The 12351-nt window shown below is 71.2% G+C and carries 13 protein-coding genes; 6 read left to right on the forward strand and 7 right to left on the reverse strand.

Annotated features, from left to right (window positions below; all coding sequences use genetic code 11):
- Window positions 1-344: 344 nt before the first annotated feature.
- Window positions 345-1337, forward strand: a complete 993-nt coding sequence (locus NVS89_RS19495) for a TRAP transporter substrate-binding protein (protein WP_258734434.1) — start codon at window positions 345-347, stop codon at window positions 1335-1337.
- Between the two features lie 53 nt (window positions 1338-1390).
- Window positions 1391-3253, forward strand: coding sequence for a TRAP transporter large permease (locus tag NVS89_RS19500; protein ID WP_258734435.1), 1863 nt, complete (start codon window positions 1391-1393; stop codon window positions 3251-3253).
- A 16-nt stretch (window positions 3254-3269) separates the two neighbouring features.
- Here NVS89_RS19500 and NVS89_RS19505 read toward each other — a convergent pair whose 3' ends face one another.
- Complete coding sequence (locus tag NVS89_RS19505; RefSeq protein WP_258734436.1) at window positions 3270-4208, reverse strand: AEC family transporter; 939 nt, start codon at window positions 4206-4208, stop codon at window positions 3270-3272.
- A 402-nt stretch (window positions 4209-4610) separates the two neighbouring features.
- On the opposite strand from NVS89_RS19505, the gene NVS89_RS19510 reads away from it, so the two are divergent.
- Together NVS89_RS19510 and NVS89_RS19515 are read left to right on the forward strand one after the other, a co-directional pair.
- Window positions 4611-5393, forward strand: a complete 783-nt coding sequence (locus NVS89_RS19510; RefSeq protein WP_258734437.1) for an alpha/beta hydrolase — start codon at window positions 4611-4613, stop codon at window positions 5391-5393.
- Window positions 5394-5471: 78 nt separating this feature from the next.
- The gene (locus NVS89_RS19515; RefSeq protein ID WP_258734438.1) at window positions 5472-5897 is read left to right on the forward strand and encodes an organic hydroperoxide resistance protein; all 426 of its coding nucleotides are present in this window, start codon (window positions 5472-5474) and stop codon (window positions 5895-5897) included.
- A 29-nt stretch (window positions 5898-5926) separates the two neighbouring features.
- On the opposite strand, the gene NVS89_RS19520 is transcribed toward NVS89_RS19515, so the two are convergent.
- Both NVS89_RS19520 and NVS89_RS19525 read right to left on the reverse strand, forming a co-directional pair.
- Window positions 5927-6577 (reverse strand): Vgb family protein, encoded by a 651-nt coding sequence (locus NVS89_RS19520; protein WP_258734439.1) that lies wholly within the window; start codon window positions 6575-6577, stop codon window positions 5927-5929.
- Window positions 6578-6586: 9 nt separating this feature from the next.
- The gene (locus NVS89_RS19525; RefSeq protein WP_258734440.1) at window positions 6587-7807 is read right to left on the reverse strand and encodes a helix-turn-helix domain-containing protein; all 1221 of its coding nucleotides are present in this window, start codon (window positions 7805-7807) and stop codon (window positions 6587-6589) included.
- 109 nt (window positions 7808-7916) lie between these two features.
- On the opposite strand from NVS89_RS19525, the gene NVS89_RS19530 reads away from it, so the two are divergent.
- Entirely contained in the window at window positions 7917-8171 is a 255-nt protein-coding gene (locus tag NVS89_RS19530; protein WP_258734441.1) for a hypothetical protein, read from the forward strand.
- 22 nt (window positions 8172-8193) lie between these two features.
- Window positions 8194-8934: a DUF899 domain-containing protein gene (locus NVS89_RS19535; RefSeq protein WP_258734442.1), complete on the forward strand. Its 741-nt coding sequence runs from the start codon at window positions 8194-8196 to the stop codon at window positions 8932-8934.
- A gap of 14 nt (window positions 8935-8948) precedes the next feature.
- Here NVS89_RS19535 and NVS89_RS19540 read toward each other — a convergent pair whose 3' ends face one another.
- Genes NVS89_RS19540 through NVS89_RS19555 form a run of 4 tightly spaced genes read right to left on the reverse strand, consistent with a single transcriptional unit; the run spans window position 8949 to window position 12343 of the window.
- Window positions 8949-10115, reverse strand: coding sequence for an S-methyl thiohydantoin desulfurase domain-containing protein (locus tag NVS89_RS19540; RefSeq protein ID WP_258734443.1), 1167 nt, complete (start codon window positions 10113-10115; stop codon window positions 8949-8951).
- Window positions 10112-10762, reverse strand: a complete 651-nt coding sequence (locus tag NVS89_RS19545) for a DUF1989 domain-containing protein (RefSeq protein ID WP_258734444.1) — start codon at window positions 10760-10762, stop codon at window positions 10112-10114. The genes NVS89_RS19540 and NVS89_RS19545 overlap by 4 nt, the downstream gene beginning before the upstream one ends.
- Window positions 10763-10808: 46 nt before the next feature.
- Window positions 10809-11633 (reverse strand): amino acid ABC transporter ATP-binding protein, encoded by an 825-nt coding sequence (locus NVS89_RS19550; protein ID WP_258734445.1) that lies wholly within the window; start codon window positions 11631-11633, stop codon window positions 10809-10811.
- Entirely contained in the window at window positions 11630-12343 is a 714-nt protein-coding gene (locus NVS89_RS19555; RefSeq protein ID WP_258734446.1) for an amino acid ABC transporter permease, read from the reverse strand. Before NVS89_RS19555 ends, NVS89_RS19550 begins: the two co-directional genes overlap by 4 nt.
- Window positions 12344-12351 lie beyond the last annotated feature (8 nt).

Here is a 12351-nt window from a genome sequence, read left to right on the forward strand (position 1 = left end):
GCTCCTGCGTCGGGGGGGGGCGCGCCCCCGCCCCCTCACCCCGGCCGCGCCGGCGCCGGCGCACCCCTCGGCCCCATCCCCGGCATCTTACTGAAAAACGTCTTTGCGCACCGGCCGCACGGCCGCCGTTGTCCTGCGCGATTACATCGCATGCGATCCTGAAACCCGTCTCCAACGCCCAAATACTTGGCCGGAGCAAGCCCGTCCTTCACGCTGGAAGGGCGCACGGGAATGTTGTTGACAGGTCTATAAATAATCCCGGATAGTCCCCCCCAACAGCCCGATCAACGAGGCTGAGCATGATGGTGGGGCAAGCCATCCCGCCTGATCAGGGAGGATTTACCATGGAGCGCGGTCCCTCGCGTCGGACCTGTCTCGTCGGCATGGCCGCCGGCGTCCTGTCGATGCCCTATATCAGCCGGGCGCACGCCGCCGCACCGATCCAGCTCAAATTCGCCACCGCCGACACCCAGCAGGACAAGTCCTACCTGGTCGGCGAACGCTTCGGAGCCGAGATCGCGGAGAAGACCGGCGGCAAGTACAAGGTCCAGATGTATGTGGGCGGCGCGCTCGGCAGCACGGTCAACATCGGCAGCAGCCTGCAGACCGGCATCGTCGACTGCGCCATCCTGACCTCGGGCTACATCGAGAGCCTTGTGCCGACCGTGCAGGTGATCGACCTGCCCTTCATCTTCAAGGACGAGGCCAGCGCCGCCAAGATCCTGGACGGCGAGGTCGGCCAGAAGCTGCTCGCCGACATGGCGCCGAAGGGCATCGTCGGCCTCTCCTGGGGCTGGTACGGCTGGCGCCAGCTCGAGCTGCACGACCGCGTGGTGAAGACGCCGGACGACATGCACGGGCTGAAGATCCGCATCCAGCCCGGGCCGGTGTTCGCGGCCATGTTCAAGCAGCTCGGCGCCATCCCCATCGTGCTCGACGGCAGCGAGGTCTACCTCGCTCTGTCGCAGAGCACGGTCGGCGCGGTCGACTTCCCGGTGCCGACGGCGGTGACCTTCAAGGTCTACGAGGTGACGAAGAACCTCGCGCTCACCCGCCACGTCTACAATGCCGGCGCGCTGATGGTCAGCAAGGCGCTGTGGGGCCGGCTCTCCCCGGCCGAGCGGGACATCTTCAAGGCCGCGGCGGTCAACGTGCAGCCGTTCTGGCGGCAGGCGGTGGCGGACGCCACCACCGACGGCATGAAGTTCCTCACCGACCACGGCATGCAGGCGACGGAGACGGACTTCGCCGCCTTCCGCGCCAAGATGGACCCGGTCTACGCGCAGTTCCGGCCGAAATACCAGGAGCTGTTCGACAAGATCATGGCCCAGCAATAGAGGCCGACGCCGCCCTGCCCCTCGGGGCCCCAGGCATCGCGGAACCCCCGACCATGAATGCCCCAACCGCCCAGGCCCACCGGACGGGCTGGATCTTGCTGCTCGACCGCCTGCTCGACATCACGGTCGGCATCGCGCTGATCGGCGAGTTGCTCGTCGTCATCGGCAACGTGCTCGGCCGCACCTTCATCGACGCCCCGCTGCTGTGGAGCGACGAGGTGGCGACGCTGGCGCTGTCGACCATCGCCTTCATTGGCGGGGCGGTCGCCTATCGCCGCGATGCCCACATCTCGGTGCGCACCATCGTCAACATGCTGCCGGAAAAGACGCAGGCAGTGGTGCTCGCCGGCGCGGACTGGGTGGTGCTGGGGCTCGGCCTCCTCAGCTTCTTCTACTCGATCGGCCTCGTCGAGGCGCGGTGGGAGGAACTGACGCCGATCCTCGAGATGCGCGGCGCCTGGTTCGCCGTGCCGCTGTCGGTCGGCATGGTCATGCTCGCGGTCTATGCCCTCGTCCGGCTCTACGAGCAGCCGCGCGGCGCGGTGCTGGCGGCGTTCGTCGCCGTTCTCGTGCTCGCCGCGCCGTTCGTGCTGTTCGGCTTCCTCGCCGACGCGCCGATGGCGAATGGCAGCGCCATCAGCATCGCGCTGCTGCTCGTGCTGGTGACGGTGCTGCTCGGCCTGCCGGTGGGCTTCGCGCTCATGCTCGGCACCATACTCTATCTGCACATCGGCACCTTCGTGCCTCTGATCGCCGTGCCGCAGAACATGGTGGACGGCGTCGGGCGCTTCGTGCTGCTGGCCCTGCCCTTCTTCATCTTCGCCGGCTTCATCATGGAAGGCGGGGGCATATCGCGCCGGCTGGTCGAGCTGATCGCGGCACTGGTCGGGCGCCTGCGCGGCGGGCTGATGCAGGTGATGGTCGTCAGCATGTACATCGTCTCCGGCATCTCCGGCTCCAAGGCCGCCGATGTCGCCGCTGTCGGCCTCGTGATGCGCGACATGCTGGACGAGGAGGGATACGACCGCGCCGAGGCCGCCGCCGTGCTCGCCGCCTCGGCCGCCATGGGCGAGTGCATCCCGCCGAGCCTCGCCATGCTGGTGCTCGGCTCGGTCACCTCGCTGTCGATCGGCGCGCTGTTCGCGGCCGGGCTCATCCCCGCCGCGGTGATCGCGCTGTGCCTGATGGCGCTGATCTATTTCCGCGCGGCGAAGTTCAACACCCGCCAGCACGGCAGCCGCAACTGGCCGCTGATCCGCCGGCTGGCGCTGCGGGCGATCATCCCGTTCTCCATGCCGGCGCTCTTGTTCGGCGGCATCTTCAGCGGCTTCGCCACCCCGACCGAGATTTCCGCCTTCGCCGTGGCCTACGGGCTCGCCATCGCCGCCCTGCTCTACCGGGAGGTGAACCTCAGGCAGTTCGGCCGCATGATCGCGGAAGCCTCGACCGTCTCGGCCATGGTGCTCTTCACCCTCGCGGCGGCGCAGACCTTCTCCTGGGTGCTCTCCGCCGCCCAGCTTCCCCATTCGCTGGCCGCGCTGGTCGCGACCTGGCACGACAACGCCACCCTGTTCATGCTGGCCTCGATCACGGCGGTGGTGATCCTCGGCTCGCTGCTGGAGGGACTGCCGGCGCTGCTGATCCTGGCGCCGCTCCTTCTGCCGCTCGCGCCCGATCTCGGCATCGACCCGCTGCACTACGGCATCGTGCTGCTGGTGGCGATGGGCATCGGCGCCTTCCTGCCCCCGCTCGGCGTCGGCTTCTACATCGCCTGCGCGGTCACCCGCGCGCCGGTCGACCGCGCCTCCGCCTTCATGATCCCCTATGTGCTGATCCTGCTGATCGGCCTGCTGCTGGTCACCTTCGTGCCCTGGTTCACCCTGCTGGTGCCGGGGCTGCTGGGCTTCGCGAGCTGAGGCACGGGCTTCCCGCTCAGTGCGGGAACAGCACGAGGATCACCACGCCGAGGGTCGCGATGCTCAGCACGCTGCTGGCGAGCACCATCGAGCCCGCCGCGGTGGAATCGAGGCGGTAGTCGACCGCGAACAGGATGCCGAAGAAGCCCGACGGCACGGCCGCGAGCAGGATCGCCATGCGGGCGATGTCGGCCGGCACCGGCAGCATCCAGACGAGGAGCGCCGTCACGCCCGGCCGCACGATGTCCGCCAGCGCCGTCGCTCCGACGATCCGCCAGTCGAGGCGGAACGCCTGTCCCGAAAGGATCAGCCCGGTCAGGAACAGCGCCACACCGGCGGCGGCGGTGCCGATCAGTTCGAGGCTGGCCTCGATCACCGGGCCGATCGGGACCCGCAGCAGCGACAGCAGGATGCCCAGCGCCGGCGCCAGCACGACCGGCTTGGTCAGCGAGCGCCGCAGCGCGGCGAGGATGCGCGCCCCCGGCGCGGCGGCGCTTTCCCGGCCGGGCATGTTCATCTCGACCAGCAGCAGCGCGAGCGGGCTGACGAGCAGCGATCCCGCCGCCAGCCCCACCGCGACCGGCACCGCGCCGGCCGGGCCGGCCACGGCGGCGGCGATCGGCAGGCCGACGCCGGCGAAATTGGGAAAGGCGATGGTCAGCGCCTGCATCGACGCATCCGCGCGCGACGCCGGGGCGAGGAGGTACCAGCCGAGGAAGACCGCCAGCATCACCGTCCCGAGAAGCGCGACCAGCGGCCATTGCGCCAGCATCTCGCTGCGCGGGGCCGAGGCGGTGGCGACGAACATCGACGCCGGCAGGGCGAAGCTCATGACCAGCGTGTTGAGGCTGCCCACCTGGCGGTTGTCGACCACGCCAAGCCGGCCGGCGCCGTAGCCGAGCGCCATCACGAAGAACACCGGCGCGATCGCCAGCAGAATGACATCGGCCCTCATGGCGCATTCCCTCGTGGCTGTCGGGAAGCACCCCTCCGGCCGCCCATGCGGCCCCGGCGCTCCTTCACGGGCATCGATCATCCCGTCAAACGCTGCGGAATGCTGTCGCAAATACACGCCGCGCCGCGACGTGCGTGCATTCGTCGCAAGGTCATGTCGAGCGCCTGCCGAAGACGATTCCGGCGCGCGGATGAAGACCAAGTGATCAGCTTGGGTGAACGCGATATTTGCCTGTTCGCACCAGCAATTACTTATGCAGTTCTTCGCGACAATCACCGCGGGAAGAACTGACTAGCTTCGGCGTCACGAAATAGTCGCCTGCATCCCGCGCCGCACGTTTCCGCCGCCGGCGCTCCGGTCATCCGCCAGGGGCAGGAGCCCCACACGCCAAGAGGTGATACCATGCCGTACCGTACCCTTCGCCCCGCCGCGCTCCTCACCGCGCTGCTCGCGCTCGCCGCCCCGGCCGCCGCGGCCGATCCGATCCACAACATCGTCCTGGTGCACGGCGCCTGGGTCGACGCGTGCGGCTGGAAGCCGGTCAGCGACATACTGACGAAGGACGGCTTCCACGTCTCCATGGTCCAGGAGCCGGAGACCTCGTTCCCGGACGACGTCGCCGCCACCAAGCGCGTGCTCGACATGCAGGACGGACCGGCCATCCTGGTCGGCCACTCCTATGGCGGCTCGATCATCACCGAGGCGGGCGTGCACCCCAAGGTCGCCGGCCTCGTCTATGTCGCCGCCCACGCGCCCGATGTCGGCGAGGACGAGAGCGAACTCGGCGGGAAGATGCCGAGCGTGCTGGCCAAGACCCCCGGCGCCATCGAGAAGACGCCGGACGGCTACACCTATCTGAAGCCCGATCTGTTCCCGAAGCTGTTCGCCCCCGACCTGCCGAAGCAGCAGGCCACGTTCGAGGCCCGCTCGCAGGTGCTCGCCAAGGCCGACGTCTTCAGCACCCCGCTGACCGCCGCCGCGTGGAAGACCAAACCCGTCTGGGGCGTCGTCGCCGGCAACGACCAGATCATCAACCCGGACCTCGAGCGCTTCTACTACAAGCGCGCCGACGCCCCCTTCGTCGTCATCAAGGGCGCCAGCCACTCGGTCTACGAGACCCATCCGGCCGAGGTCGCCGCCGTGATCGAGAAAGCCGCCCGCACGGTCGGCGCGAAAACGCCCTAGGATACCCCCGCCGCCGGATGCCGCCGGCACATGAGCCGGCGGCGCGGCTTCGCGGCGCCCGCAACCAGGAAGACCATCATGGCCATTCTCTATTCGACGCGCGTCACCGCCAGCGGCGGGCGCAAGGGCAGCATCCGCAGCGAGGACGGTCTCCTCGCGCTCGCGCTGGCCATCCCGAAGGAGCTGGGCGGCATGGGCGGGGCCACCAATCCCGAGCAGCTCTTCGCCGGCGGCTACGCGGCCTGCTTCGAGAACGCGCTGCTGCGGGTGGCCCGCCAGTCCGGGCACCGCTTCGCCGACGGCGATGTCGAGGTGGTGGCCGAGATCGGCCTCAGCCGCAACGAGGCCGACGCCTTCGTGCTGCATGCGAGCCTCGCCATCACCATGGCCGGCATCGACCAGGCGAGCGCCGAGGAATTCGTGCGTGGCGCCGACGCCATCTGCCCCTATTCCAACGCCGTGCGCGGCAATGTCGACGTCGTCAAGACGGTGACGGTGCGCTGAGCGCCCACGCGGACAGGGCGGGCGCCCGGTCAGGTGCCCGTGCCGCCCCGCCCCGGCCGGCGCACGACCCGCAGCTTGCCGCTGGTGGCGCCGCCGCAGAAGAAACGGTCGGCGCCGTCCGATTCGAGCCCCGAGACGACGGTTCCCGCCGGCATGTCGAGCCGCTCCATCACCTCGCCGGTCTGCGGGTCGATGCGGCGGACGTCGCAGGTCTCGTCCTGCCAGGTGCCGTGCCAGAGCTCGCCGTCGACCCAGGTCACGCCGGTGACGAAGCGGTCGGTCTCGATGGTGCGCAGCACGGCGCCGGTGTCGGGGTCGACCTGGTAGATCTTCCGCGCGCGGTACTGGCCGACCCAGAGCGACCCCTCGGCCCAGGCAAGGCCCGAATCCTCGCCATTGCCCGGCGCGGGGATCATCGCCACCACCTCGCCGGTCGCGGGGTCGATCCTGTGGATCGCCGCCTCGGCGATCTGGAACAGGTGCCGGCCGTCGAAGGCCGTGCCGGCATCGGCGGGAACCGAAAGGGCGCCGACGATGGCGCCGCTGTCCGGGTCGAGCGCGTTCAGCCGGTCGCCGGAGGCGAACCAGATCCGCCGGCCGTCATAGCTGACGCCGTGGACGCCCTTCGCCTCGGGAAACGGGCCGTATTCGCGGATGATCTCGGCGGGGGAATGTTTCATGGCTCCAGTCTAGCCCTCGCTTATCCGGGCGGGGAGTAACAAGCTTGTCGGGAAGCCCGGCACGCCCGCCGCCAGCCAGCGCCGCGCGGGTCCGCGCCCGAAGTTCTCCACCTTCGCCTCCTGAGCCAGCGCGTCGAGCGCGCGCTGCACGGTGCGCGCGCTGACCCCGAGCGCCAGCGCCAGCGCCGAGCTCGACCAGGCCTCGCCGTCGGCGAGCAGGGCTAGCACCTCGCCATGCTCGCCCTCGACCGGCGGCGCCAGCACGCCGACCGGCGTCTCTCCGTGCGGCAGCAGCGCGAAGCCGCGCCGTGTTGCGTCGAGCCGCGCCAGCGGGGCGAGCGCGGCGCGCAGCCGTCCGATCTCGACCCTCAGCCGCGCGCGGTGGGATTCGTCCGCCTCGCGGGCGCGGAAGGCCCGTGCGACCAGCGCCGCGCGCGGGACGTCGCCCGGCCACGCCTCGGCCAGCGCCCGGGCGAGCGCGAACAGCACCGGCCGCCCCGTGAGCGTCACCACGTCGGCCCCGCGGCGCACCGCCATGCGGCACGCATCGACGAGCAGCGTGCCCGAGCCGATCAGCGCCTCGACCTCGCCGAGCCCGAGCAGCCTCTGCCCGTCGCGCCCGATCAGGCGGGCGGCGGGTGCGTCGAGGGCGTGCGCGGTGGTCTCGACCTCGGCCGCCAGCGCGACGATGCCGCTCGCCCGCGCCGCGCGCCTGGCCTCGTCGAGCGCCGCGCGTGCCGGCCCGGCCTGAATGCGGCGTATGGCGATGCCGGCCGCGACCAGCCAGTAGCCGGGCCGCGAGGCCGGCGGCAGCGCATCGACATCGACCGCCGCCAGCACGGTCTCGGCCTCGCCGAGGCGCCCGATCAGCAGCAGCAGCCGCGCCTCGAGGGCGCCGGCATGGGCGGCGTTGGCCGCATCGCCCAGCCCCGCCAGCCGCGCCCGCGCCGCCCCCAGCACCTCGGCGGGATAAGCGAGGTCGCGCGAGACCAGCGCGATCTCGGCTTCGGCGAGCACGCAGCGGGCCCGCGCCGTCGGCTCCCTCGGCCCGAAACCGCGCGCGGCGCGGCGCAGCAGCAGCCGGGCGCGTTCGAGATCGCCGAGCTGGGCCATGGCGATGCCGCGCAGCGCCAGCGCCGGCGGGTCCTCGCGCAGCGTGACGCGCTTCAACGCGGATAGCGGATCGCCCGCCGCCAGCGCCCGGGCGGCGGCGGTGATCAGCGAGTCCATCGAAATCCCGTCACACTTGTCACTCTCACCCCGCCCCGGCCCCGCCCTAGCCTGCTCCCGTCGCCGCAGGGAACGCGGACGACAATCGATCGCAAGCCGGAGAATGACAATGCCGACAGCCGCAACGGAAGGCAGCGAAGCGATCCGGCCGGCGTTCGGCCTCACCGACGGGCTCGCCCTCGGGGCCGCACCGACCTTCGCGCTGATGGCGGGGATCACGGCCCTGAACGCGCCGCCCATGGCGCTCTGCTCCACCGCGCCCGGCGGCCTGCCGATCGACGGCATGAGCGCGATGTACCTGCTGATGAGCCTGTTCCACCTCTCGCCCTGGCTGAAGCGCGCCCGCCTGCGCGCCTCCCGCTGACCGACAGACAAGGAGACCGACCATGAACAAGGCGATCAATCCCGCGACGAGCGACGCCACGACACCCGTCCCGAACCACGCGGTCGTGCCGCGCGCGGAGTGGCTCGACGCCCGCAAGGCGCTCCTTGCCCGCGAGCGCGCCCTGACCCATGAGCTCGACGCGCTGCGCGCCGAGCGCCGGGCGCTGCCCTGGGTCAGGATCGACAAGCCTTACGTCTTCGAAGGCCCCGGCGGCCGGCGCAACCTCGCCGACCTGTTCGGCGGGCGCAGCCAGCTCGTCGTCTACCATTTCATGCTGACGCCGGGCTCGGACCACATCTGCCCCGGCTGCTCCTTCATCGCCGACCATGTCGACGCGGCGCGCCGGCATTTCGAGCAGGCGGACCTCTCCTTCGCCGCGATCTCGCGCGTACCGCTGGCCCGCATCGAAGCGGTCAGGGCCCGCATGGGCTGGAGCTTCCCGTGGGTGTCCTCGCAGGGCAGCGACTTCAACTTCGACTTCGGCGTGTCGTTCACGCCCGAGGACATCGCCGCCGGCCGCGCCATCTACAATTACGGCACCGTCATCCGCCGCAGCCAGGACATGTTCGGCGCGAGCGTGTTCGTGAAGGGCGAGGACGGCGCCGTCTACCACACCTACTCGACCTATCACCGCGGTGCGGAACTGCTGATCGGCGCCTTCAACTGGCTCGACCTCGTGCCCAAGGGCCGCAACGAGACGACCGGCACCATGGGCTGGGTGCGGCTGCACGACGAATACTGAGGCGCCCTTCCCTCCTAGCCCCGGCGGTCCGGCTCCACGCCGAGCCGCCGGGGATCAAACAGCGCCCGTCCCTCGGGCGTCTCGAAAGCCGTGTCGAGCACCGGCACGCGCACCACCGCGACGCGCCGCCCCTCCGCCTCTCCCGTGGTCGCGAGCGGCATCAGGCTCGCCGCGTCGAGCACCGCGATGGGATCGGGGCTGGCGGCGGCGAGCGCGCCGTCGACCCACAGGAAATGGTGCTCGTTCTTGATCCAGATCCTCGCCCGCCGGCTGGCGAACGGCCCGGTCCCGACAAGCTCGTACGCCGCCTCGCGGAAGGCGTAGGGCTCCTCGCTGCGCCAGCGCATGCTCACCTCGCCCTCGAAGGAGAGCTCGCCTCCGGTGAAGGCCAGCACCGCCTCGAGCCGCTCCGCCGCCGCCCCCGGTCCGCACAGGCGCCGCCCGACTTCCATCGCATGGCCGATGCTGCCGGCGATCAGCCCGCCGCGCAGCTGCCCGAGCGGGCCGGGATAGGCGAGGCAGGCGAGCCCGCGGCCCGACGCCGCCCGGTTGAGCTGCCGAGCCATGCGGTCGGCCATGGTGGCGCTCGCCGCCGCGCCGATCACCGCCTCGCCGCCGAGCCGGTCGACGAGGGCGAGCGGGACCGGCGGCAGGCCGGCGAGGTCCAGCTTCGTCATGCCGAGCTCGGGAATGCAGCGCCCCGCCGCGTCGGCGTCGAGCACCGGCAGGCCGAGCCGGTGCGCCGCGATCAGCAGCGCGGCGGTGGCGAGCGAGCCCAGCTCGACCGGCACCAGCGCCCTGAGCGGCGTGCCAAGCCGGGCCGACATCAGCCGCACCGCCCTCTCGAAGCGCGTCGGCAGGTCGAGATCGCCCGCCGGCACGCCGAGCGCGGCGCGGACGGCGGGGTCGAGCGGGTCGGCGGGATCGCGCCCGCCGATGATGATGCCGCAGGCGACGGGCGCGTCGTCCGGCAGCGCCTCGATGGCGGCGAAGGCGATGTCGGACGGCGCCAGCCCTTCCTGAAGCAGCAAGGCGAGCCCGGCCTGCGCCGAGCCGCCGCCGCCGGTGCCGTAGAAGCTCAGCCCCGTGAACAGCGCCTCCAGTCCCGCAGCATCGAGACCCTGCGCATCGAGACCTTGCGCATCGAGCCTCGCCTCGTCGCCGGCACCGGCCCGCCTCATGCCCCGGCGCCTTCGAAGATCGAAAGCCCCAGCCGCGTCGCCTCGAAGCCGTTGCAGATGTTGCGCTCCTGCGGGCAGTTCGAGATCGCCACCACGAGGTCCATCTGCGCCTCGAGGTCGATATGGTCGCCGGCGCGCGAGAGCGGCGCCTCGACGCCGATGGCGCCGTCCGCCTGCACCGGCACGTTCATGAACACGTTGAAGGTGTAGGGAATCTCGCGATAGCTCACGCCGTGCGGCTCCATCACCGCGGCGAGGCTGGCGCGGCAGTTCGGCCCGTCCTCGACGCCGTAGCGCAGCCGGTTCAGGCCCCGGCAGCAGGTGCCGGCGAGCAGATCGTGCCGGCCGACCGTGTCGGCGAGCACCTTCAGCATCGGCCGGGCGTCGTCGGAGAACACGGTGCTGCCGATGCCGACATGGATGTTGCCGTTCAGCATGATGGTGGTGTGGATCGAGATCTTCTCGCCGAGATCGTGCTTGTTGAAGCAGATGAAGTCCGCGACCTGCTGCCCGTCGAGATCGACAATGCGCAGCACCTGCCCCTTGGCCAGCTCGAAGCCGATCCGCCCCTTCGGCTCGATGATGTGCTCCCAGATCGGCTGGCGCCGGGCATCCTCCGCGCGCGGGCTGTCGGATCGGCTATTCATGGTCTCAACTCCTGGATAAGGCCTCGGCTCCGCGGCCCGGCGCCTGTCAGCGGGCGGGCTGCGGTGAGGGAAACGGCGGGGCCAGCGCGGCGAGGAAGCGCGCCAGCCGCGGATCGCGCGGCGCGTCGAGCAGGCGGGCCGCCGGCCCCTCCTCGACCACATGGCCGCCATCGAGGAAGGCGAGCCGGTCGCACAGCCGCCGCACGAAGCCGAGGCTGTGGCTGACCACCACCAGCGCCCGGCCCTCGCCGGCGATCGTCCGCAGCAGCGCGGCGACCTCGCCGGTGAGCTCGGGGTCGAGCGCCGAGGTCGGCTCGTCGAACAGCAGCACCGGCGGGTCGAGCGCCAGCGCGCGGGCGATGGCGACGCGCTGCTGCTGGCCGCCGGAAAGCTCGGCCGGCCGCATCGCCGCCCTGTCGGCGATGCCGAGCCGGGCCAGCAGGGCGCGGGCGCGCTCGGTTGCCACCGGCGCCGGGCGACTGAGCACCACGCTCTGCGCCCGCGTCACATTGCCGAGCACGTCGAGATGCGGCCACAGATGAAGCTGCTGGAACACGAAGCCGATGCGGTGACGTTCGCGCGAGATGTCGCGCCCACGTCTCCACCCCCGGCGCACCACGCCGGCCGGCGAGACCTCGGGGCCGAAGGCGTGCCCGCCCACCCGCACGAAGCCGTCGTCGGGCGGGTCGAGATGGGCGATGGCGCGCAGCAGCGTGGTCTTGCCGCAGCCGCTCCGCCCGATGATGCCGAGCACCTCGCCCGGCGCCACCGACAGCGAGACGTCGTCGACCACCGGCCGGCCGGCGAAGCTCTTGCGCAGGCCGATCACCTCCAGCGCCGGCGCCGCGTCCGGCTGCGCGGCCCCGCTCACGGACGCGGTCCGAATGCGTCGAGGGAGAGGAAGCGGTCGGCGATCCGCCCCTGCGGCCGGCGCCGTGCGTGGCGGCGCGAGCCGCGCGTGCTCGCCGTCGCCAGCGCGTGGCTGAGCACCCAGTAGAGCGTGCCGGTCGCCACGAACACCTCGACCGGCGAGAAGGTCTGCCCCTGCACCAGCAGCGCCGAATAGGTCAGCTCCGGCACGGTGATGCTGGAGAGCACAGCCGATTCCTTGATCAGCATCTGGGCGATGTTGGTAGAAGGCGGCAGCAGCCCCGGCACGAGCTGCGGCGCGATGATGTGGCGTACGCTCTGCAGCCGCGTCATGCCGACGGCGCGGCCCGATTCCATCTGCCCACGCGGCAGGGCGAGCACGGCCGCGCGGATCACCTCGGCGAAATAGACCGCGCCGAACAGCCCCAGCGCGAAGGTCCCCGTCACGGTCGCCGGCAGGCGCGGCCCGAAGAAGGGCAGGCCGAAATGCAGCAGATAGAGCAGCACCAGAAACGGCATGCCCCGGACCACCTCGATCAGCAGCGCGGCCGGCAGGCGCAGCATCGGGTGGCGGGCGAGCTTCAGCGCCGCGATCGGGATCGCCATGACGAAGCCGAGCACGATGGCAAGCGCCGACAGCATCACTGTGACGGCGAAGCCCCGCGCGAGCACCGGCCAGTTGTCGATCAGTATAGCGGGATCGAACGACATGATTCAGA

The sequence above is a fragment of the Ancylobacter mangrovi genome (genome assembly GCF_024752355.1).
Taxonomy (GTDB): domain Bacteria; phylum Pseudomonadota; class Alphaproteobacteria; order Rhizobiales; family Xanthobacteraceae; genus Ancylobacter; species Ancylobacter mangrovi.